The following is a 22,404-nucleotide window of genomic DNA, read 5'->3' on the forward strand; positions in this document are numbered from 1 at the left end:
CGGCCCCGAGAGGGAGCCCGGCGGCGGAAGGGAGGGTCGCCCCCCGCCCCTTCTCCTCGAAGGATCACGCCGTCCGTCCGGGGAGGAGGCGGAGGGGATGGTGCTCCTTCGGTACCGGATTCTCTTTTCATGAATGTAGCGAGTGAAAGGATTTCCGGTACCGGAGAATCCCCCGGCGGGACCCCCGGGTGGTAGCGTCCCCAGGGCGCCCTCTGGATCGCGGGGCGCCCTTCATGTTAAACTGAAGAGGCCGATTTCGCGCGGATCGCCCATATGGGAACCCCCTTTCCGAAAGCGAGGTGCGCCATGCGTCTCTTCGTACTCCTCCTTCTCCTTCTTGTCGCGGTCTCGACGGTTTTCGCCACCATTCCCTGGACGCCGGAGGACGCCGCCCGAGCCCGGGAGTCCTTCGACGCCGGGGCGCGGGTTCTCCCGCCGGCGGAGGGTTTCCGTTTCTCCGGCAATCCTCTCGCCGATTACGACCTGGTCGCCTCATTCATCGCAGGAAAGCAGGTCACGGAGATCGCGAGTCCGCATTACGGCGGCATCCGGGAGGCGGAGCACATGATGGAGGTGATCCAGACCGACAACACCAGCGAGTCGATCTGGATCTTCACCCGTTACTACGAGCTGACCGGCCAATCAACCTACATGGACAATCTGGACGCCTCTTGGACCTACGTGCTGAACCACCCCGCCTATAATGAGGAAGGGGGAGACGACCTGATCGGCGGCTACTATAGGATCTACAACTGCGGATGGGCGGTGCGGGCGGGGATAAGTACGAGCAGGTCACCGGAGACACCACTTACCGTTCTTACGTCGACTCCTGCGCGAGTTATCTCGCCACCCATAACCTGTCGCGGCCGGGAACGACCGGCTTCTACGATCTGGTCAACCCGCCCGTGCTCGCCTGGGGCGCGGGGAACCTCTACGCCTACGGCGAGGCGCGCGAGGACTCGGTCTGGAAGTACAGGGGTTGGAAGCGGGCGAACCGCGTGAAGGGTTGGGTCGACTCCGACCCGGCGATCATGAGCAACGAGGAGTGGGCGGTGAGCGGCGGGGCCGTCGCCTGGGGCCTGCTCGAATCGTACTTCCGAGTGAACGTGGGCGAGGAATCGCTCTGGGTCGAAACCTACGCGACGCTGATGGACACCGTCGCCGATCCAGGCGACTGGGAAAACGCCGCGAACGGTTGGTACGCGCTCGGCCATAAGCGCGTGCAACGGTCCACCGGCGATCCCTATTGGGGAGCGCGCCACCAGTGGCTGACCGACTACCTGCTCGCTTTCGACACCGACGATGACGGCGGGATTCAGGGGAACCCGGCGGACACGGACACGATGGACCACGCCTGGATCGCCGCCTATCTCGGCTTCATGTGCCTGGACCCGCTCATCGAAGAGGACACGGAGGTCGCCCTCGCCGGCGCCGGCGCGCCCGCCGCGCCGGTCACGCTTCTTCCGAACCGGCCGAATCCCTTTAACCCGTCGACGGAGATCGCCTTCACGCTCCGGGAACCGGCGCGGGTGCGCCTCGGCGTGTTCGATGCGGCGGGCCGACTCGTGGCGCGCGTCGCCGACGGGGACTACCCGGCGGGCCGGCACGCCTTCTTCTGGGACGGGCGCGGGCGCGGCGGGTCGCCTTCACCGTCGGGCGTGTACTTCTGCCGGCTCGACGCGGGACGTTGGACTTCCACGAGGAAGATGGTCCTGCTACGCTAGCCCTAGGGGCGTTCCTTTCATCCCGGTGAGGGTCCGGGTCGCCCGGCGCGATCCGATGGGGCGGCCGCGATCCGGACCCTTACGCCCCCGGTGCGCGGTCGCTGTGCGACCGTCCGGCCCCGGCTCGAATCGATTCCACGAGAGAGGTGTGTTTGATGAGTTCCGACAATACGCTGCGGACTTTCGAGGAGTTGCGCCTCCGGGCGCGGGAGTCCGGCCCCAAGCGGGTCGCCGTCGTGGTCGCCGACGATGAGGTCGCCCTCACCGCGATCTCCCTCGCCGTGGAGCAGGGAATCGCCGAGGCGGTGCTGGTCGGCGACGGGAAGAAGATCCGCGGCAAGGCGGAGGCGCTCGGCCTCGGCGCCCTCGCGGCGCGCGCGACCTTTGTCGCCGCCGCCGGGCCGGAGGAGGCGGCCGCCGCCGCGGTCGCGCGGGTCCGCGGGGGGGAAGTGGACATCCTCCTCAAGGGGCATCTGCGCACCGACCAGCTCCTCCGCGCGGTGCTCGACAAGGAAAGGGGGCTTCGCACGGGGCGCACGCTCAGCGACGTGCTCCTCTACGAGGACGTCTGTTCCGGCGGGCGGCGCTTGGTGGGGATCACCGACGGCGGGCTGAACGTGCTCCCCACGCTGGAGCAGAAGAGGGAGATCGTCGAGAACGCCCTCCCGGTGATGCGCGCCCTCGGAATCGACCGCCCGCGGGTGGCGGTGATGAGCGCCACCGAGGCGGTCTCGGAGAAGCTCCCCTCGACGGTGGACGCCCGGGAGCTGACCCGCATGGGAGAGGAGGGGGTCTTCGGCGACGCCGAGGTCTACGGGCCCCTGGCGCTGGACAACGCGCTTCTCCTCTCCGCCGCCGAGGCGAAGGGGATCACCTCCGTCGTGGCGGGCCGGGCGGACGTCATGGTGGTGCCCAACATCGAGGCGGGCAACCTACTCGGTAAGGGAGTCAAGTATTTGGGTGGCAGCGCCTGCGGCCACGTCATCATGGGGGCCACGGTGCCGGTGCTGATCCCTTCCCGGGTGGAGAGCGCCGAGGACAAGCTGAACGCCGTCGCCTTGGGGGTAATCATCCATGCGGGAGCGTGAGAAGGAACTGCGGATCTTGGCGATCAACCCGGGGTCCACGTCGACCAAGATCGGGTATTTTAGGGACGAAACGGCGGAGTTCGTAGAAACGATCCGCCACGGGGACGAGGAGATGGCTCCCTTCGCGCGGTTGCCGATGACGGCCCAGCTCGATTTTCGGCTCGGCGCGGTCCGCTCGGCGCTGGAGGGACGCGGAGTCGATCCTCTCGCCATCGACGCGGCGGTCGGCCGGGGCGGGCTGCTGAAGGCGCTCCCGAGCGGCACGTTCGTCGTGACCGAGGCGATGCTTCGCGATCTTCGAGAGGCCGCGCGGGGGGACCACGCCTCCAACCTGGGCGGCCAGCTCGCCCGGAGCCTCGCCGACGCGGCGGGCGCTCCGGCTTTCATCGTCGATCCGGTCAGCGTGGACGAGTGGCCCCCCGTCGCCCGCCTCTCCGGGCGGAAAGGGATGGACCGCCCCTGTCTCTCCCACGCGCTCAACACCAAGGCGACCGCCAAGCGATACGCCCGGGAGCGTGGTGAGCGGTACGACGCGCTCCGCCTCGTGGTGGCCCACCTGGGGAGCGGGATCAGCGTTTCCGCGCACGAGGGGGGGCGGATGATCGACGTGACCAACTCGCGCGAGGAGGGGGCTTTCTCCACCGAGCGGACAGGCACCGTTCCCTGCATGGGGCTTGTGAAACTCTGTTTCTCCGGCGAACACGATCGCAAGGAGGTCGAGAGGATGCTCTTTCGCGAGGGGGGGCTTCAATCCTATTTAGGGACAAAGGATCTGATGGAGGTGGTCCGCCGGATCGACGAAGGGGACGCCGAGGCGGAGTTGGTTTTCCGCGCCATGGCCTATCAGATCGCCAAGGAGATCGGCGCCATGGCGACCGTGCTCCGCGGCGAGGTGAACGCGATCCTGCTGACCGGCGGCATGGCCCACGAGGAGAGGTTGATCGACCAACTCCGGGAGAGAATCGGGTGGATCGCGCCGGTTCGCCTCTATCCGGGCGAGGACGAGCTGCGGGCTCTCGCCGAAGGGGCGCTTCGCGTGCTTCGCGGGGAGGAAGAATCGATCCATTACGAGTAAAGAAGAGAATGAGGGGATACTCGAGGGCTCGGCTCGCGCCGGGCCCTTTTTTTACGCGGTGGGCGGGGAGGCGCCTTCCTCCGGCGGGGCGCCGGCGGAGACGATGGCGTCGATGGAGGGGAGGAGGCGCTCCACTTCCGTCTTGAGGCGGGCGAACGCCTCGCCCGTATCGGCGAGGCGACCCTCCCTGGCGAGTTCCTCGATCTCCCCGGCGGCGCGCACCGCCTCGGTGGCGCAGACGCTCCCGAGGGAGCCGCGGAAGCTGTGTGCCGCCCGCTCCAGCGCCTCGCCGTCGGCGCCCGCGAAAGCGTTCTCGATGTTGGAGAGGAGGCGGGGCATGCTCTCGGAAAGAATCCCGGCGATCTCCCGAAGGAGTTCTTCGTCGTCGTCGACGAGGGCGAGCGCCGCCCGCAGATCGATCCCGGCGAGCGCCGGCCCTTCCTCCGCACCGCCGCCGGAGGGGGCGCGGTCCTCCGGACCTTCCCCCCCGCCGATCGCCCGGAGCGTCTCGAAGAGAACGGCGGGACGGATCGGTTTGGAGAGATAGGCGTCCATCCCGGCGGCGAGACAGGTCGCCTCGTCCTCCTTGCGCGCGTGGGCGGTGAGCGCCACGATCGGCGTTCGCCCGCCGCGCTCCTCCTCGCCGCGACGAATCGCCCGCGTCGCCTCCAGTCCGTCCATACGGGGCATTTGTACGTCCATAAGGATCACGTCGAAACGATCACCCTCCCAGATCCGCACCGCCTCGGCGCCGTCCGCCGCGACGATCACCCGGTGCCCCGCCTTTTCCAGCATCCGGACCGCCAGGCGCTGATTGACCGGATGGTCCTCGGCGAGGAGGATTCGGAGGGACTTGTCGGCGAGGGGGATCCGCCTATCGCTCTCCCCCCGATCCGGAGCGCGCCGCGAAGCGATTCGGAGCGCCGCGGCGATCGCGTCCCGCAAGGGTCCGGCGAGGACCGGTTTGACGAGACGGGGCGTTCCGGCGGGCGGCCCGTTTCCGTCCGTCTCGGGCCGCCGGTTCGCATCGACCATCAACACCACCGGAACCGGATCGCCTTCTTCGACCGGGAGGCGCCTCAGGAAGGCGGGGCCGTCCGTGCCGGGGAGTCCCGCGTCGACGAGCAGCAGGGAGAAGGCGCCCCCGCTTCTCCGCCTCTCCGCGATCCTTTCCCACCCCTCCTCGGCGTTCGACGCGGAGGTCGTTTCCATCCCCCAGTGGCGGAGGATCTCTTCGAGCGCGCGCCGCGCCGATTCGTTGTCGTCCACGACGAGCGCGGAGAGGCCTTGCAACGCGGGCCCCACGCCGGAAGGTTCCGGCGTCGGGGTCTCCTCGTCGACGCGGAGTGGGTGGCGGACGCGGAAGGTGCTGCCGCGGTCCGGTTCGCTCTCCAGGGTAACGGAGCCGCCCATCATCTCGGCGAGGCGTAAAACGATCGACAGTCCGAGGCCGGTGCCGCCGTGCCGTCGCGTCACCGAGCCGTCCGCCTGCGTAAAGGAGAGGAAGATGCGGTGCTGCTGCTCCGGCTCGATCCCGATGCCGGTGTCGATCACCGCGATCTCCAGCATTTTTCGGTCGCCGCCCGCATCCACCGCGCTTACCTCCACGCGGATCTCGCCCCGTTCGGTGAACTTGATCGCGTTGCCGACCAGGTTGACCAGAATCTGGCGGAGCCTGAGCGGGTCGCCGATCAGACGGTTCGGCAATCCCGGCTCGATTCGGCAGACCAACTCCAGCCCTTTGTCGTGGGCGCGGAGCGCGAGGGCGCGGAGCGTGTCGTCCAGAAGCCCGCGGAGCGCGAAGGGGATTTCGTCGATTTCCAGTTTGCCCGCCTCGATCTTGGAGAAGTCGAGGATATCGCCGATCACCGCCATCAGCGATTCCGCCGATTCGCGGGTGGTTTCGAGGTATTCGCGCTGCTCTTCGTTCAGGTCCGTTTCGAGCGCGAGGCCGGTCATGCCGAGGATGCCGTTCAGCGGAGTGCGGATTTCGTGGCTCATGTTCGCAAGGAACTCCGACTTCGCCCGGCTCGCCTCGATTGCCGCGTCCCGCGCCCTCTCCAACCGGCGTTCCGCGCGTTTCCGATCGGTCACATCCGTTTTCACGGCGATGAAGTGTGTGATCTCTCCCCTCTTGTCGAGCACCGGCGTGATGGTGGTCTCTTCCACGTAGTCCCGGCCGCCTCGTTGGCGGCTGAGCAGTTCCCCTTTCCAGACCCGTCCCTCGCGGACGATGGACCAGACGTTCCGGAAGAAGCTCTCCGGGTGGGTCGATTGCTGCGGCAGGAAAAGATCCCGGCCGAGCGTCTCTTCGGCGGTTGTCCCGGCCAGGGCGAGGAAAGCGGGATTGCACCAGACCAAGCGTCCCCGCTCGTCGGCGATCCCGACCGCGTTCGCCGCCGACTCGAGCGCCGTCTCCTGGAGCCGCAGACGAAGCTGAGCGCTCTCGATGTCCTCCTCGACGCTCCGGAGGAAGAGATTGAGAAAGAGGAAGAGGGCCGCGCCGATCGCCAGGCTGAGGAGGCCGGCGCGCAGGGCGGTGGCGCGCGCGGCGGCGAGTCTGACCGAACCGCTACCCATGACCGCGATCTCGCCGAGACGCTCGCCGGAAGCGCTGAGCAGGGGGATGAACCCGGTGAGATAGAGGTTCCCTTTGTAATGAGTTTCCAGCGGAGAGCCGTGAGTGTGGATTCGTTCGCTGCGGAAATGCTTCTCCAGTTCCGGCGGAATGCGCTCCACCGTACGATCCACGATCACGACATCGGGGTAGCGGTCCCAATCCGACTCGCGGCCGAGGGAACTCATCCCCCGTTCCCAGTACTCCCTCACCAGGTTCCGTTTCTGGAGCGCCACCACGACCTCCTGGCCCGGCACGGTCCCGATGCTTCCGGTGATGGAGACGATCTCCTTCCCCAGCTCGACGTAGCCGATCAGGCGTCCCTTATGAAACCAGGGCGTGATCACCCGCAGCGTGAGGAAGCCGCTGTAGAGCTCGAGGTCGAGTCCGGAACTCGGGGCGCCGGTCTTTTCCGCCTCGCGAGCCGTGAAGCGGTGGATCATGTCGCCGTGGAGCTCGGGACGGTGCACGCGCAGAAAGTCGATTCGGTTGGGGAGGAGGAAATTGAAATGGGTGATGCCGTGTTCTCTCCGGAGGTCTTCGTAGAGAGGCGCCGTTGCTTCGAGAAGTCCTTCGCGGTCGCCGGCGAGGAAACGGTTCCGCACCCCGCCGTCCCGCATGATCGCTTCGAGCGCCGCGCTCATCAGCCGTGTTTCCGTTTCCTGGTCGCGCCGGAAGGAATCCCGCGCTTCGCGCAGGTCTTCGGCCAGGCTTTTCCGGGCGCCCGCCTTCTCGAGGAGAAAGATGGAGAGGACGAACACGGCGAGCATGCCGACGAGGGCGACCGTCAGCGGCACGAGGATTCTCGATTTCAATCCGGGACGGTGCATCGCCTCTCCGGTGGGGAAACACGGCGCGGCCCGCCGTTCTCCCGCGGACACGGGGAACGGACCGTCCGGTTCGCCGCCCGGCGGCTCGGACCGAACGACCCACGCTCGGAGAATCGACATTCCGGGGGCGCTTCTTGAGAAGAACCGTCGCGCTTTCAGGAAGTTAGGCGCCCGTGCCCGGATCGCCGCCTTGCCCCGGCCGGGCGCTTGGGGTAGTCTGGGCGGGTTCCCGGGGGGATCTTCAGCGGGGGCGTCCCGGTGCCGATCCTCCTTGTCCGGGAGGGTTTCCCGGGGAAACGGGGAGATCGATGGCGTCACGAAGGGAGAGGGGGCTCTCGGAGCGGGTCTATCTGACCGGCACTTTCGCCGAAGAGCGGCGGATCCCGCGGCGGCAACGCGTGTTCTGCAACCGGAACCTCCGCCTCACCTCGAACGGCGCGATCGGATTCGATCTGGACCACACACTCGCCCACTACGATCCCCTTCAGGTGGAGGAGCTCGCTTTTCGCGCGACGCAGCAGAAGCTGGTCCGCAAGCTCGGCTACCCCGCGGCGGTCTCGAACATACGCTACGACCCGGAGTTCGTCATCCGGGGGCTGGTGATCGACCGCCGTAAGGGGAACATCGTCAAGATGAACTACCACAAGTACGTGACCCGGGCGTTCCACGGCCGGAAGGAGCTGAGCCGGGAGCAACTCGAAACGTACCGCCGCGCCCGGATCAACCTTTCCTCGGAGAGGTTCGTGTCGGTGGACACTCTCTTCCACCTTCCCGAGGTGTACCTCTACCTTTCCATTATCGATTTGCTGGAGGAGCGGGGGGAAAAGCCCAACTTCGTTCAGATCTATAAGGACGTGCGGGCCATGATCGACCAGGCCCACGCCGACGGCAGCATCAAGAACGTGATCCGCGGGAATCCGTCCCGCTTCATCCGGATCGATCCCAAGCTGGTGCAGGTGATTGACGAGTTTCGCACATGGGGGAAGAAGATTTTTCTGCTCACCAACTCGGAGTATTACTACGCCGACGTGTTGATGAACCATCTCTTCCACAAACGCCCCGCCTCGGACACACGCCACTGGACCGATTTTTTCGATCTCATCATCACCGAGGCGGCGAAACCCGGTTTCTTCGACGAGGGGACCCGCCGGAAGCCGGCGCCGATCCGCAAGACCACCCACCCGGAGGCGTACAAGGGCGGGAGCGCGCGTTTCCTGGAGGAGCGCGTCGGTCACCGGGGAGACGAGATTCTCTATTTCGGCGATCACACCTACGGGGACATTTTAAGGGCGAAAAAGTCGGCGGGGTGGCGGACCGCCATGGTCGTTCCGGAGCTGGAACAGGAGCTGAAGATCACCCTGGAGCTGCAGCCGAAGCTGCGGATCTACTCGGGGCTTTCGGAGGAACGGGACCGGATCGACATGGAGAGGGCCGCGCTCGAGCGGGAGCAGAACCGTCTCCGCATGCTGAGCCGGGAGAAGGCGCTTCCCCGTGTGCTGAGCCGCCGGGAGTCGAAGATCGCGATCCTGCAGGCGGAGATCGACGCACGTTCCCGGGAGATCGCCGATCTGGCCGAGCAGACCGCGACGCTCTGGCGGGAGTGCGAGCGCCGGTACAATCGGATCTGGGGGCCCCTCTTCCGCGAGGGGAACGAGCCGAGCCGTTTCGGCCACCAGGTGCGCGATTTCGCCTGCGTGTACACGAGCCGGGCGAGCAATTTCCTTTTCTACTCCAAGGATCACTACTTCCGATCCCCCGTGGATCTTATGCCCCACGAGATGTAGGAGGGCGCCGTGAGCGGTCGCGAGGCGGGAAAGAGCCGACTGCTGGAGGGGCGCGCGGCGCTGGTCACCGGCGCGGCGAAACGGATCGGCCGGACGCTCGCCCTCGCGCTCGCCGGCGAGGGAGCGCGGGTGGCGGTGCATCACCACCGCTCGGCGGAGGAGGCGGAGGAAACCGCCCGTCTCGCAGGGAATGGAGCGCGCACCTTTCGCGCGGACCTCTCCTCGGTCGCGGAAGCGGAAGGGCTGGCCGAGGACGTCCACCGCGCTTTCGGCCGGATCGACGTCGTGATCCACAACGCCGCCCTCTTCGGCCGCACCCCTTTCGGTGAAACGACCGAGCGGGATTGGGACCGCTTCCACGCCGTCAACCTGAAGGCACCTTTCTTCCTCTCCCAGGCGGCGGCGGCGCGCATGGGGGAGGGATCGATCCTCTTCATCGCCGACGTCTGCGCTCTCGATCCCTGGCCCGGCTATCTCGCCTACGGCGCCACCAAGGCGGGATTGATCCATCTCACCCGCGGGCTCGCGCGGGCGCTGGCGCCGCGGATCCGGGTAAACGCGATTCTTCCCGGGCCGATCCTCCCCTCCGAACCGGAGGGGGCGGAGTCCCTGGACGAGGCGGTGGCGCGGACGCTTCTGAAACGCCGGGGCGATCCGTCGGACATCGCGTCGGCGGCGCTCTTCCTCACCGCCGAGGCGTGCTACGTCACCGGCGCCGTCCTCCCCGTCGACGGGGGCCGGCACCTGGGGAGCCGCTGACCGCTTTCGTCGCGCGTCCTTTCTTTGCGATCCAAACGGAATAGGTTCTAACGATTGCTCGCGGGCGCGTCCTTCGCCGGCGGCGTGTCGAGGAGCGCGCGGAAGGCGCGGTTCGATCGGTACGACTCCCAGAGAGGGTCGAGGCGAACGGTGACGGCGCTGACCCGGGAGGGGTTTTCGAGGAGGGTCCGGAGCTGCTCGATGGCGATCGTCGGATCGTCGCAGACGACGGCGATCTGGGCGAGCCGTTCGTTCTGGTAGGGGCCGCTCATGGCGTCGCGGTCGAGGGGAAGCAGATCCACCGCGGCGCGTCCGTCCCGGAGCGCCTCGTCGCGGAGCCCGAGACGCGCCTCCGCCACGCCGAGAAGACCCCGGAGCCACCCCGCCTCCGGATCGCTCCGTACGCACCGGTCCAGGACCGTGCGCGCCGAGTCGGCCCGCGCCCGCGCTCGTTCCGGCTCTCCGCGCACGCCGTCCAGCTCCGCCTTATAAAGGAGACAGAAGACCGAGTCCGACGGGCTGTCGATCCCGGCGCCGCCGAGGGAGAGCTGCGCGCAGATTCCGGAGAAGGCGTCGGGGACGATGCGGAGGAGGAAGAGGGGTGTGACGCCCAGAAACTCGGCGGCGGGTATGCGGCGGGAGGCGTTCCGGATCGTCATGGCGGCGGCGGCGGTGTCGCCGTCCCGGTTCAGGTCGATCAGCGCCAGGTCCACGTAGGCGAAGACCAGATGCGGCCAGAGGGAAACGGCGCGATCCAGCACCGGCTCCGCCTCGTCGAAACGGCGCATCCGAACCAGGGTCTGGCCGAGCCCGTGGGTGATGGTCGGGTCCCGCGGGTTCAGCTCCATCGCCTCGCGGAGCGTGCGGACCGATTCCTCCCACTCGCCGCGGCGGCGGTGGATCCAGCCGATGGAGGCGATGGCGTCCGACTCGCTCGGCCGGCTCCGTTGAACGAACTGGAAGTGTTCCAGCGCTTCGGTGTAGTCGCGGTGCCCGTAGTAGGCGAGGTCGCCGAGGGCCATGCGCGTGTCCACGCCGTCCGGCGCCAGGCGGAGGGCGTGCTCGGCCGCCACGCGCGCGGCGGCCAGTTCGTCGTCGTGCCCGAAGTGCCACTTCAGCCAGACCCGCGCCCGCGCCAGCGACGCCCAGGCGACGGCGAAAGCGGGGTCGATCTCGACCGCCCTCTCGTACATCTCCACGGCGACGCGGGCGTCCCTCTCGGAGAGGCGGCGGTTGTAGGAGTCGTTGCCGCGGAGGAACAGTTCGTAGGCCTCCAGGTTCTCGGTGGGGCGCGACTGGACCGAGCGGCGCTCCGGCTCCAGCAGGGTGATGTCGAGCGCGCGGGCGACCCGCTCGGCGATTTCCGATTGCACGGCGAAGAGTTCGGTCATGTCCTTGTCGTAATGATCCGCCCAGACCGACACCGCGTCGGCGACACTGATGAGGCTGGACGTCACGCGGAGGATGCTGGCGGGATCGTTGGGGCGCTCCCTCTGGATCGTCCCCTCGAGGACGAAGTCGGCGCCCAGCTCGCGCCCGATCTCCTGGCTGGTGAGATCGCTCCCCTTGAACTGCATCGCGCTCTTCCGGGAGATGACGGCGAGACCGTGGATGCCGGCGAGCCGCGCGATGATCGCCTCGGTGATCCCGTCGGCGAAGTACTCGTCCTCCCGCGGCCCGATGTTTTCGAGGGGGAGGACGGCGAGCTTTTTCCGGCCGCCTTCCCCGCCGCCGCCGAGGAGAAGGAGGGCGAGGAAAACCATACCGATGACGAGAAGGGCGCCGCCGGCGAAGAGCACGCGGCGTTTCCGCCGCGAGGCGGGGGCGGGCGCGGCCGGCGCGGGGGCGGTTTGCGCGACCGCCCATCCGGTGGCGGTCACGTCCCGCGCGCTCGGATCGACGTGGGGCCGAAGATCGTTGGCGACCTCCCCCGCCGATCCGTAGCGCTTCTCCCTCTCCTTCTCCATGCAGCGCTCGACGATCCGCGCGAGAGGCGCGGGCACTCCGGGTCGCGCCTCGGCGAGGGGGGGCGGCGTTTCGTGCAGCACCGCGTAGAGAAGCGCGGGGATGGAGTTCCCCTGGAAGGGAGTGCGCCCGGTGAGCATCTGATAGAGGAGAACGCCGAGGGACCAGACGTCGCTTCGTCCGTCCAGCTCGATCCCCTGCGCCTGCTCCGGCGACATGTACGCCGCCGTTCCCACCGTCGTGCCGGGGAGGGTGATCATGGTCTGCTCCGTCGACTTGGCGAGTCCGAAGTCCATGATCTTCACCCGCCCCTGCGCCGTGAGCATCAGGTTCGCCGGCTTGATGTCCCTGTGGACGATCCCCTTGCCGTGCGCCTCCTGCAACCCCTCCGCCGCCTGGAGCGCGATCCGCGCCGTCTCGCCGGGCGGGAGAGGGCCGCCTTCGAGAATCTCCTTGAGGGTTTTCCCCTCGACGCACTCCATGGCGATGAAGCTGCGCCCCTCGTGCTCGTCGATCTCGTGGATGGTGCAGATGTTGGGATGGGAGAGGGCGGCGGCGGCGCGCGCCTCGTTCAGGAATCGCGCCTTCTCGCGCGGCGAAGATGTCGCCTCGGCGGGGAGGAACTTGAGCGCCACCGTTCGTTGGAGACGGGTGTCCTCCGCCTTGTAGACCACGCCCATTCCTCCCTCGCCCAGCTTGCCGAGGATGCGGTAATGGGAAACGGTCTCGCCGATCATACGTGGGCCTCCGGTCTCCCCGCGGGGAGGACGGCCGTACAGGGTGATCTGTCGCGCGCAGGCGCCCGTCCGCCGCATCATTATACCGATCATGGGGACCGGGCCAAGAAGATCGATGGATTTCGGCGACTCGCTCCTCGGCGCAGCTGAAGAATCGCCGGAAGTGGAATTTGGTTAACTTGTTATTTGATGGCGTTTTGTGCGATTTTCACCGTTCCGTCCTTCTCAGGAACGGCGTGCTCGCCAAGGAGGGTCCGCTCGCATCGAGGGACCCGCCCGCGCCCCGCGAAGGCGGAAAAGCGAGGGTGGAAGCCGCGGCCGAAATCGATTCCGCGGCGGCGGCGGCGTGACATTCACGTCTCAATCGTGTATAGTACGCCTATCCACATCGCCCGGCGCCGATCCCTCGAAGGAGGTGGATCATGCTCGACCGTCCCGCCCGCCTCTTCCTTTTCCTTACGCTCCTCTTCGTTTTCTCCGTCCCCTCTCCCGCGCAGCAAACGGGGACCGGTACCCTAGCCGGAACGGTCAAAGACGCGGAGACTGGAGAGCCGGTGGAATGGGCGGATGTCGTTATTCTTGAGACGAACAAGGGGGGGATCGTCCAGCAGAATGGAAGGTTCGAGGTCAAATACATCCCGCCGGGCACATACCATGTAAAGGTCTGGATGAACGGCTACAATCCGCTCATTGAGAAGAGTGTCGAGATAAGTCCGAACGATACGACCACGGTCCATTTCCTCTTGCATGAGATCGGGTATATCCCTCCTGTAAAACAAGAGGAGTTGAGGAAGCTCCAGGAGGAACGAGCGGCGAAAGCCAAAGCGCGGCGGATCGACGAGGATCGGGAGCCCCTCGCACGCGCCGCGGCGGACTCCGCGAACTCCTTCGCCTGGGATCTCTATGGGATTCTCGCCGAAACGGAAGGGAACCTCTTCTTCTCCCCCTTCAGCGTGAGCATGGCGCTCGCCATGACCTACGCCGGCGCGGCGGGGGAGACGAAGGAGGAGATGGCACGAACGCTCCACTTTTCAGGCGACGACGAGCATCTTCACACAGGTTGGATGGAGATCCGCGAGAGCCTGATCCGGGGGAGTGGGGAGGGAGTCTACGAACTCAGCATAGCGAATCGTCTCTTCGGAGAGAGTGAACACCGGTTCCGGAAGCGGTTTTTATCGATCACGGAAGAGGAATACGGCGCTTCCCTGGAAGAGGTCGATTTCCGCACCGATACGGAAGGAGCCCGCCTGACGATCAATCGTTGGGTGGAAGAGGAAACCCGGAATCGGATCCGCGACCTGATTCCCCCCGGGGGGGTAAATACCCTAACACGCCTGGTGCTCGCGAACGCGATCTATTTCAAGGGGCTCTGGGTGGACGCCTTCAAGAAAGACAAAACCCGGGATGAGCCGTTTTATCTTCTCTCCGGCGACACCCTCTCCGTTCCGATGATGGTGGACAAAAGGGATTGTCTGTTCAGTAAATATGAAGAGGACGGTCTTCGCGTCCTCGCGATGCCCTATCAACCGGGGCAGATTTCCCTGGTGATTCTCCTCCCCGACCGGATCGACGGCCTCGCCGATCTGGAGAAGAAACTGACCGCCGAGCGGATCGATGGATGGATCGAGGGCGCAAAGAATACGGAAGTCGCCGTCCTGATCCCCCCGTTCCGGATCGAAGATCGTTTTAATCTGTCCGACGCGCTTTTTCATCTCGGGATGAAGACCGCCTTTTCCGACGTGCGGGCCGATTTCTCCGAAATGGCCGAGGAGGAGGAGATACCGCTCTTCCTATCCGAGGTGTTCCACAAGAGCTTCGTCGAGGTGAATGAAGAGGGGACCGAGGCGGCCGCGGCTACGGCGGTCGTCATGGAAACCCTTGGATTATCTACCCATTTTCCCCCCGAATTCCGTGCCGACCACCCCTTCCTTTTCCTCATCCGCGACAAGGTCACCGGCGCGATCCTCTTTCTCGGACGGGTGGTCGATCCCACCGCGGGTTGATCTCGGTACCGGATACCCCCTCGCTTCGCTCGGAGAGAACAGCGTACCGAACGGCGGTTTCCCTTCCCCCGCCGGCTCTCCCTCTCGGGGCCGTCAGGCCTTCTCTCGATCCCGCTATCCCCTCCGTCTCCTCCTCGGACGGACTCCGAGAGGGATTACCCGTCCGTCCGGCTCCCCACACCGTGCCCCGAAGGGAGAGCCGGCGGGGGAGGAGAAGGACGATTTCGATACAGATACCGGAATGTTCGTTACCGGGCGCCTGATTCGTCGCGAGGTTTCGGAGCGCGAGGCGAGGGATCGTACTGGACGAGGTCCCTCCCGGAATCGTAGCCCGAGCTACGAGGAGGAAGGGGACGACGGAAGAACGGTCCCGCAGCCCGTGATCCGGAACCGCAGCAGAATCCAATCGCTCCCCCCGAAAATAAAGAGGCCTTCCGGGTTTCCGCTATCACCCGAAAGGCCTAACTCCGCTCAGACTACCCCGAGTACCCTGAGCCATCAGAACTCAGGATATTCATGCGGAAACTATAACACACTTTTAACGGTAAGACAACTCCTTTTTAAAAACACGGTCTCAGTCGTAGAGGAATCCCCGCGCGTGGCGCACCTCGGACCTTTCCGGATTCGCGTAGCGCCAGTAGTGGAGGAACTCGCGGTAGGCGAGACCGGCCCGATCCTTCTCCCCCTGCTCCTCGAGAGTGCGCCCCAGGTAATAAAAAGTAAGAGGGAGCACAGGAGGGAGGTCGAGGAAGGACTCTCCGCGATCCGCCAGATGCTCCAACTCCCGAAGGGCGGGTCCCCATCGTTTGGCGAGCCAGGAAGCGCGCCCCAGGAGGTGCCGCGTCCAGGGACGGTCCTTCTCGTGGAGCGCGCGGCGGAGCGGCGGAATCGCCTCCCAACCGGATCCGCCGAAGAGGAGATGCACCCCGTCGAGAAGGTCCGGCAGATCCGGATCGGCGCCCGGTTCGCTCTCCAGCTCCAGCTTCTTGGCCGCCACCGCCCCCAGATCGCCCCGGTAGGCGCCGAAAAGTCCCTCCAGCCACGCCACCTTTCCCGGACGCGATCCCGCGCCCGCGAGTCCGTCCCCCCGGAAGCGCAGCTCCGCGAGTTCCGTCGCCGCCGCGTCCCACTCCCCCGCCTCCAGATAGACGAAGATGAGCCTCTCCGTCAGGTCGATCAGGCTTTCCTCGTCACGGAGGCCGTACGCCTCGTCGCGCGCCTGCACCAGATCCCCCGCCGCCTCGTGAAAACGGCCCTGGGCGAAGAGGAAGTCGGCGCGCGCCGCCCGGTGGACGAAATAGGGCCGCGTCCCCTCCGGTCCGTGCGGGTTCGGTGGTGGTGGTAGCGAGAGGATGTCCCCCGTCTCCTCGAGAAGGCCCTCCGAATAGTAGAGCGACGCGATCCCGATCCGCGCGAGATGGTCCCGCGGCGAGAGACCGAGGGCGCGGCGGTATTCGTCCCGGGCGAGGTCGAGGAATCCGTCGCGCAGCGCCGCGTCGCCCAGAAGCCGGTGCGGCATCGGGTCGAGAGGGCGCTTCTCCACCGCCTTCGCGAGGAGGCGGCGCCCCTCTTCCGACTCCCCGCGGTCCAGGCGGTCCAGCGCATCCAGAAGGAGCGTGTCGAAACGGTTGGGATACTCCTCGACGAGGCGGGCGAGAGCGAGGCGCGCCTCCTCGTCGGAGCCGCGCACCCGCGCCAAACGGACGCGGTGCACGAGCCTCTCCCTCGTGGTGAGATCGGCAGGCCGGACTCGGTCGAGGAAAGCGGCGCCTCTCTCCCGGCTTTCCCGCAGGAAGAGGCGGAAACCGAGTTCCGAAAGGGCCGGGGAGTGGAAGGAATCGAGGGCCGCCGATTCCGAGAGAAGGTTGATCGATCCGAAGATGAGACCGGAGGCGTATTGCTCTTCCGCGTCGGCGCGAAAGACGCGCGGGGGAGAGGAGGGTGGTTCTCCTCCCAGCCGCCGAACGGCGGAGTCGGCCAGCGCCGCCGCCGCGGCGCCGGTCGAGCCGGTGGGCGCCGCCGGGAGCCGGACGATCCAGTTCTCGTCGAAAGGGGAACGGGTGCCGAGCACCCGGATCTCCCGCTCTTCCCCCTCCCACGGCAGGTGGAGGTGAAGGATCAGGTCGAGGCCGAACTCGCGCGCCTCGCTCCGGACATAGGCGAGGGCGTGGCCGGAGAGGGGCGCGCCCCCCGCTTCCTCGAGAAGGGCGGCCAGGTTTTCCTCCGCCGCGTCCGGCACGGCGGCGGGAAGAAGGGGGAGGCCGCTCTCCTCCAGCCTTCTCGCGAACTGTGTCCGAATCCCGTTCGGATGGGGAGTGGAGGGAGGGGCCGAGAGGAGGAGAACGTAGCGGGAAGGTTCCTCGGCCGCGGCCGCGCCGGAGAGAAGCGCCGCGAGCGCCGCCGCCGCGGCGAGAAAGGCTCGCCATCGCCTACCCCCGCAGGAGCCGCGCCACCCCGGTTTTTCTTCTCTTTTCCTTCCCATTTCCTCTTTCCACCACTCCCGCCCCTCCCGTGTTCCCGGGTTTTCCTCGAACCCCGGAGGGGCGGGCCGTGTGCAAAGGATCGTGGCGATACGGCGACCCGGCCGCCCGAGCCCTATCTTTTATCCTTTGGCCCTCCGGGGCAAGTGGTATATATGGAGGATGACGCCATCGGGCGGGTCGAGGGTTCCTCATGACGTTACTCATCGGGTTCTTTCGCGATTTCGTTCTCGAGACGGTACGCATGCTCTATGAGAGCGGCCTCTTCCTTCTCTTCGGCTTTTTCGTCGCCGGATTGCTCCACTCCTATCTGAGCACGGAGCGGATCGTGACCTATCTCGGGAAGCGGGGCTTCCGGTCGATGGTGAACGCCGCCATCCTGGGCGCGCCTCTCCCTCTCTGCTCCTGCGGCGTGCTCCCGGCGGCCGTGGAGCTCCGGAAAAAAGGGGCGAGCCGCGAGTCGGTCCTCTCCTTCCTCATCACGACGCCGGAGACGAGCTTCGAATCGATCGTCCTCTCCTATGGTCTTCTCGGCCCGGTCTACGCCGTCGCGCGCCCCATCGTGGCGATCGTCACCGCCCTGGTGGCGGGCGCGGCGCACATGATCTTCGGTGAAGACGGAGACGCGGACCCGCTGCAAGGGAGAGGCGCGAAGGAAACGGAGCCGGCGCCCACCTGCGCCGCCGAAGTGAACGAGCTGGACGAGCTCAAGATCGAGGAATACCGAGCCGACAGCCGGTACGGCCGTTTCCGCGCCGCGTCCCATTACGCATTCAGCTATCTTTTCGACGAGCTTCTCTTCTGGTTCATGCTCGGTATCGTGCTGACCGGTCTTCTCGGCGCGCTCCTCCCCCCCGAGTTCTTCGGCCGCTATCTGGGGAGCGGGGTTTTCTCCATCCTCGTGGCGGTGGCGGTCGGGATCCCGCTCTACATGTGCGCTTCCGGCTCCACGCCCATCGCGGCGGCGTTCCTCGCCAAGGGGTTGAATCCCGGCGCGGTGCTCGCCTTCCTCCTCACGGGTCCGGTGACCAACGCGGTGAGCATCTCGGTGTTGGGGAAGGTTTTCGGACGTCGTTTCCTGAAGATCCTGATCGCCTCGATCATGGCCGTTTCCATCGTCGCGGGCCTTCTCTTCAACCGCGTCTACACCTGGAGCGCCAGCCACGTGCCGGGTACGTCGGGCAGCTCCACCGGTTTCCTGCTGAGCGCCGCCAAGGGGATCGGCCTGGTGGTCTTTCTCTACCTCGCCTACCGCAGCTTCCGCCGCACCGGCGTCCGGCACGGCTGGTGCGAGCTGAAAGACAACATGCGAAGCATTCTCGGTCCGATCCGGCGTTTCCGCCCGCGCCACCTTTACGGCACCACCGCCGGGCGGGTCGCCCTCGCGGCGGCGGCGGCCGTCTATCTGCTCACCGGCTTTTACACCGTCCGGCCGGGCGAGGTGGGGATGGAGAGAGTCTTCGGTGTCATTCGCGCGACGGACCGCGCGCCCGGTCTCCACTGGTGCCCGCCGCGTCCCTTCGGGCGGTCCGCCCGGTGCAGCGTGGACGGGGTGGTCCGGCTCGACATCGGGTTCCGATCCGAGGAGCGCGTGTGCGATCCCCTCGATTTTTATTGCACGATCTGCTCCGAGCCTGGACGCGCGGTAAACCGGATCTTCGAGGAGGCGCTCTTCCTGACCGGCGACGAGAACATCGTGGACGTGATCTCCACGGTCCACTATCGGGTGTCGGACCCGATCCGGTACACGTTCGGCGTCGAGGCGGCGGAGCAGCTGATCCGCGACGTGGCGCTCTGGTCGATCCTGCGGGAGACCGCGGCCTGGGAGATCGACCGGATCATCACCGATTCCCGCTACGAAATCGAGCGGAGGGTCGAGGAGAGGGCGAACGCCGTTCTGGACGAGGGGCTTTCCGGACTGCGGATCGAGGAGATCCGCCTCCAGGCGACCCACGCGCCGCGGGAAGTGCATTACGATTTTCGGGACGTGGCGAGCGCCCAGGAGGACCGGGCGCGGATGATCCACGAGGCGTACGTGTATTGGGAAGGGGCCGTGAACGGCGCGCGGGGCCAGGCGGCCCGGATCGTCGCCGACGCCGAGGCGGCCCATTCGGAGCGCGTCGCCTCGGCGCGAGGGGCGGCGGCGAAGTTCCTCGCCCTCCAGGAGGCGTCCGCCGAGGAGCCCGGAAGCATCCGGCTTCGTCTCTACCTGGAAACGATGGAGAGAATTTTGCCGGGATGCCGGACCGTGATCCGGCCCGACCCCGGCGCCGTGGACGACTTCGAAATCTGGTTCCGGTCGGGGAAGGGAAACGTCCTGCCGGACCTCTTCGGGGCGAAGAGGGAGGGGACCGATGAGCGATAGACGAAAGTGGGCGCTCGGCGCGGTCGGTGTGATCGCCGCCGTGTACCTGTTGTCCTCCTTTTACGTGGTGGACGTGACCGAATACGTTGTGGTGACCCTCTTCGGGAATCCGGTGGCGGTTCACACCGAGCCGGGGCTGCATTTCGATTTGCGCAAACCGATCGAGTCGATCAACCGGATCGACGCGCGCCTGCTCACCCTCGACCTGCCTCCCACCGAATACCACACCGAGGACAAGATCAACGTGGTGGCGAGCGGTTACACGCTTTGGCGCGTCGAGGACCCGCTTCTCTATCTGCGGCGCGTGTACAACCGTCGCGGCGCGGAGACGCGGATCACCGACATTCTCTCTTCCGAGATCGGTTCCGCCGTCGGCCGGACGCCGATGGCGGCGCTGGTGTCGACCGACTCGACCCGCATGCGGCTCGACGAGGTAGTCGGTTCGATCCTGGAGAAGGGCGGGGAGAGGATCGTTCGCGACTACGGGATTCGGATCGAGGACTTTCGCGTCAAGCGGCTCGCCTTCCCGGAGCAGAACAAGGAATCGGTTTTCCAGCGGATGCGGACCGAGCGGCACCGGATCGCCAAACGTTTCCGGTCCGAGGGCGAGGAACAGGCGCTCCGCATCCGGGCGGACGCGGACAAGCAGAAGTCGGAGATTCTCGCCGAGGCGCGGCGGCAGGCCGACGAGATCCGCGGCGGAGGAGAGGCGGAGGCGACCCGGATCATGGCGGAGGCGATTCGCCTGGATCCCGATTTCTACACTTTCCTGCGCACCCTGGAAAGCTACGAGAAGATCGTGAGCGACAAGACCACGCTGGTGATCTCGGGCGACTCGGATTTGATGCGGCTTTTGACCACCGGCCGGACGTCGGGAGGAGGTCGCTAGAATGATGAAACGGCCCCCCGCCGCCCGAATCGTCCTCGCCGCGATCGCCCTTCTCTATCTCGGCTCGGGCCTCTTCATCGTCCAGCAGGACGAGGAGGCGGTGGTGCTCCTTTTCGGGAAACCGTGGAAGACGCGGGTTCCTTCGGGAATCCACTGGGCGCCCCCCTGGCCCGTCGGCAAACGGGTCGTGGTCCGCACCACCACGTCCTATCAGATGAGCGTCGGCTTCAAGATCGCGGACTCGGTGCGCGGCCTCCCCCCCGCCCAGGCGGAGACGGAGTTTCTTACCGGCGACACGAACATCCTTGACCTGGAAATGATCCTTCAGTACGTGATCGACGATCCCTATACCTTTGCCTTCGGCGTGGAGGATCCCCACTTCCTGGTCCGGCGCGCCGCGGAGGCGGTCGCGACACGCATTCTTGCCCAAAAGCCGGTGGACGAAGTGCTCACTTCGGAAAGGCAGGCTTTTCTCGAAGCGGTCCGCCTGGGGACGCAGGAGAAACTGCGCGCCTACGGAGCCGGCATCGCCGTGGTCTCCGCCACGCTCAAAAGGATCGAAGCTCCCGGCGAGGTGATCGAGGCGTTTCAGGACGTGCAGAACGCCAAGGCGGACCGGGAAAGGGCGATCAACGAGGCGAACGGCTACGCCAGCGAGAGCCTCCCGCGCGCGCGCGGCGAGGCGGAGGCGCTTCTCCAGGGGGCCGAGGGGGACCGGAACGCCCGGGTCGCCTGGGCGCGCGGCAACGCCGAGAGGATCCGCGTGATGACCGCCGAGTATCTGCGGGCGCCGCAGATCACCAAGGAGCGTATGTATCTGGAAACCGTCGACAAGGTGCTGCGGTCCGTTTCCGTCTATGTGATCGACTCCGAGGAGGGGCGCGAGCCGGTGGGCGTCAAGCTGTTCGACTGAGAGGACCGGCCGTTCCCCCGAGCCCCGTCACCCGCGTTTCTATCCGCTCGACGCGAGGAAATGGAAGAGCGGGTCCATCAGGTTTTCCACTTCCCGCTCCGGATTCTTCGGATTGAAAAGAGTGAAGGGATCGCGCCAGGCCGCCGGGTTCAGGATCGACGGTCCCCGGCGGAAAGCCTCGATGGTGATCGCCCGGGTTCCGTACACCTCGTACAGGTAGTCCATCTCCGTCCCACGCGCGCGGAAGAGGGGGAACCAGCGGCCGAGTTGCTTCGCCCGGAAACCGCAGCGCGGCTGCAGGTCGATCATCGCCCGGACCGTGTCCCGAAACCACGAGTCGTGCCGGCAGCTCTCCCGTTTCGCGGCGTAGGGCCAGAAGAAACGGCCGCCGAAGGAGTGGAAGGAAGCGGCGAAATCGAAACGGTGCTCCAAGAGGAGGGACCGGTAGGCGGCGGTTTCCGGCTCGCTGAAGGGCCGCGGACCGGGGTTGTAGAGGAAACGGAGCGCGCCGAAGATCGGAGCGCGGCGGGAGAAGAAGGCGCTGAAGTTGCGGTTCAGGTCGACGCCGTTCCGGTTGAAGCGCCGGAAGCGGGAGCGGCCGGCCGCCAGGTCTTTTTCCACGCGCCGGTAACCGTCCGGGTTCAGGATCGGAAGGAAGACCACCTCGCGGTTCTGCAGGGTGGGATTCAGTTTCATGTTGGCCGCGAACCGTTCCATCAGAGTGAGTGTGATCTCGGCACCGATGAACTCGAGCGGGTGGAGCAGCGAGGTGATCAGAAAACGAACCGGCGGCTCCGTCTCCTCTCTCGTGTTGTCCACGCGGAACGCCCAGATCGCCTCGCCGCCGGCGCTCTTGCCGATGGAGACCGGCTCCAGCCGCTGCGGGTAGCGCTTGAGGATGCGATCGATCTGGATGAAGACCTCGCGATAGGTTTTGTAGGCGCCGTACTTCTCCGCATCGAAGGAGATCTGGTATTCTCCCTCTTTCAGGAGACGGTCGTAGAAGACGCGCCAGTTTCGTCTCGACGTCGGTTTCGCCATGTTTCCATCCTGCCCTCTCCGGAGAATACGGGATGGAATGGGCGGGTGTAAAGTGCGAAGGCGCAACTCCTTGCGCATTCGGTTTTCGGACGGGCGCCGGGGGGAACCCCGCGACGGCGCCGATTGAATAAAAG

Annotated in this window: 13 protein-coding genes; 9 read left to right on the forward strand and 4 right to left on the reverse strand. The window is 66.4% G+C overall.

Annotation, left to right across the window (positions count from 1 at the left end; all coding sequences use genetic code 11):
- The first annotated feature begins 758 nt into the window (after positions 1–758).
- The 3 genes from JW958_02925 (at position 759) to buk (ending at position 3,887) form a co-directional block, all read left to right on the forward strand.
- Complete coding sequence (locus JW958_02925) at positions 759–1,724, forward strand: hypothetical protein (GenBank protein MBN1825192.1); 966 nt, start codon at positions 759–761, stop codon at positions 1,722–1,724.
- 155 nt (positions 1,725–1,879) lie between these two features.
- Positions 1,880–2,812: a phosphate butyryltransferase gene (locus tag JW958_02930; GenBank protein MBN1825193.1), complete on the forward strand. Its 933-nt coding sequence runs from the start codon at positions 1,880–1,882 to the stop codon at positions 2,810–2,812.
- A complete protein-coding gene (gene buk / locus JW958_02935) occupies positions 2,799–3,887 on the forward strand; it encodes a butyrate kinase (GenBank protein MBN1825194.1) in 1,089 nt (362 codons plus the stop codon). Before JW958_02930 ends, buk begins: the two co-directional genes overlap by 14 nt.
- A 51-nt stretch (positions 3,888–3,938) precedes the next feature.
- Here buk and JW958_02940 read toward each other — a convergent pair whose 3' ends face one another.
- Positions 3,939–7,334: a response regulator gene (locus JW958_02940; GenBank protein MBN1825195.1), complete on the reverse strand. Its 3,396-nt coding sequence runs from the start codon at positions 7,332–7,334 to the stop codon at positions 3,939–3,941.
- A 308-nt stretch (positions 7,335–7,642) separates the two neighbouring features.
- Between JW958_02940 and JW958_02945 the strand changes: the two genes are divergently transcribed.
- Both JW958_02945 and JW958_02950 read left to right on the forward strand, forming a co-directional pair.
- Positions 7,643–9,118: an HAD-IG family 5'-nucleotidase gene (locus JW958_02945; protein ID MBN1825196.1), complete on the forward strand. Its 1,476-nt coding sequence runs from the start codon at positions 7,643–7,645 to the stop codon at positions 9,116–9,118.
- Between the two features lie 9 nt (positions 9,119–9,127).
- Positions 9,128–9,877, forward strand: coding sequence for an SDR family oxidoreductase (locus JW958_02950; GenBank protein ID MBN1825197.1), 750 nt, complete (start codon positions 9,128–9,130; stop codon positions 9,875–9,877).
- A gap of 47 nt (positions 9,878–9,924) precedes the next feature.
- On the opposite strand, the gene JW958_02955 is transcribed toward JW958_02950, so the two are convergent.
- Positions 9,925–12,579 (reverse strand): protein kinase, encoded by a 2,655-nt coding sequence (locus tag JW958_02955; protein MBN1825198.1) that lies wholly within the window; start codon positions 12,577–12,579, stop codon positions 9,925–9,927.
- A gap of 422 nt (positions 12,580–13,001) precedes the next feature.
- Between JW958_02955 and JW958_02960 the strand changes: the two genes are divergently transcribed.
- The gene (locus JW958_02960; protein MBN1825199.1) at positions 13,002–14,582 is read left to right on the forward strand and encodes a carboxypeptidase-like regulatory domain-containing protein; all 1,581 of its coding nucleotides are present in this window, start codon (positions 13,002–13,004) and stop codon (positions 14,580–14,582) included.
- A 574-nt stretch (positions 14,583–15,156) separates the two neighbouring features.
- Here the strand turns inward: JW958_02960 and JW958_02965 are convergent.
- Complete coding sequence (locus tag JW958_02965; protein ID MBN1825200.1) at positions 15,157–17,064, reverse strand: hypothetical protein; 1,908 nt, start codon at positions 17,062–17,064, stop codon at positions 15,157–15,159.
- 191 nt (positions 17,065–17,255) lie between these two features.
- Here JW958_02965 and JW958_02970 point away from each other — a divergent pair, with 191 nt between their 5' ends.
- Genes JW958_02970 through hflK form a run of 3 tightly spaced genes read left to right on the forward strand, consistent with a single transcriptional unit; the run spans position 17,256 to position 21,229 of the window.
- Positions 17,256–19,427 (forward strand): SO_0444 family Cu/Zn efflux transporter, encoded by a 2,172-nt coding sequence (locus JW958_02970; GenBank protein MBN1825201.1) that lies wholly within the window; start codon positions 17,256–17,258, stop codon positions 19,425–19,427.
- Positions 19,417–20,316 (forward strand): protease modulator HflC, encoded by a 900-nt coding sequence (locus tag JW958_02975; protein MBN1825202.1) that lies wholly within the window; start codon positions 19,417–19,419, stop codon positions 20,314–20,316. The genes JW958_02970 and JW958_02975 overlap by 11 nt, the downstream gene beginning before the upstream one ends.
- A gap of 1 nt (position 20,317) precedes the next feature.
- Entirely contained in the window at positions 20,318–21,229 is a 912-nt protein-coding gene (gene hflK / locus JW958_02980; protein ID MBN1825203.1) for an FtsH protease activity modulator HflK, read from the forward strand.
- A 39-nt stretch (positions 21,230–21,268) separates the two neighbouring features.
- On the opposite strand, the gene JW958_02985 is transcribed toward hflK, so the two are convergent.
- Positions 21,269–22,270 (reverse strand): hypothetical protein, encoded by a 1,002-nt coding sequence (locus JW958_02985; GenBank protein MBN1825204.1) that lies wholly within the window; start codon positions 22,268–22,270, stop codon positions 21,269–21,271.
- Positions 22,271–22,404 lie beyond the last annotated feature (134 nt).

The sequence above is a fragment of the Candidatus Eisenbacteria bacterium genome (genome assembly GCA_016930695.1).
Taxonomy (GTDB): Bacteria; Orphanbacterota; Orphanbacteria; order Orphanbacterales; family Orphanbacteraceae; genus JAFGGD01.

Bases quoted from the DNA above. Each gene is read 5' to 3' on its own strand.
- hflK (MBN1825203.1), top strand. From the start codon at position 20,318: ATGATGAAACGGCCCCCCGCCGCCCGAATCGTCCTCGCCGCGATCGCC.
- JW958_02925 (MBN1825192.1), top strand. From the start codon at position 759: ATGGGCGGTGCGGGCGGGGATAAGTACGAGCAGGTCACCGGAGACACC.
- JW958_02965 (MBN1825200.1), bottom strand. From the start codon at position 17,064: ATGGGAAGGAAAAGAGAAGAAAAACCGGGGTGGCGCGGCTCCTGCGGG.
- JW958_02975 (MBN1825202.1), top strand. From the start codon at position 19,417: ATGAGCGATAGACGAAAGTGGGCGCTCGGCGCGGTCGGTGTGATCGCC.
- JW958_02985 (MBN1825204.1), bottom strand. From the start codon at position 22,270: ATGGCGAAACCGACGTCGAGACGAAACTGGCGCGTCTTCTACGACCGT.
- JW958_02955 (MBN1825198.1), bottom strand. From the start codon at position 12,579: ATGATCGGCGAGACCGTTTCCCATTACCGCATCCTCGGCAAGCTGGGC.
- JW958_02930 (MBN1825193.1), top strand. From the start codon at position 1,880: ATGAGTTCCGACAATACGCTGCGGACTTTCGAGGAGTTGCGCCTCCGG.
- JW958_02940 (MBN1825195.1), bottom strand. From the start codon at position 7,334: ATGCACCGTCCCGGATTGAAATCGAGAATCCTCGTGCCGCTGACGGTC.
- buk (MBN1825194.1), top strand. From the start codon at position 2,799: ATGCGGGAGCGTGAGAAGGAACTGCGGATCTTGGCGATCAACCCGGGG.
- JW958_02960 (MBN1825199.1), top strand. From the start codon at position 13,002: ATGCTCGACCGTCCCGCCCGCCTCTTCCTTTTCCTTACGCTCCTCTTC.
- JW958_02970 (MBN1825201.1), top strand. From the start codon at position 17,256: ATGACGTTACTCATCGGGTTCTTTCGCGATTTCGTTCTCGAGACGGTA.
- JW958_02945 (MBN1825196.1), top strand. From the start codon at position 7,643: ATGGCGTCACGAAGGGAGAGGGGGCTCTCGGAGCGGGTCTATCTGACC.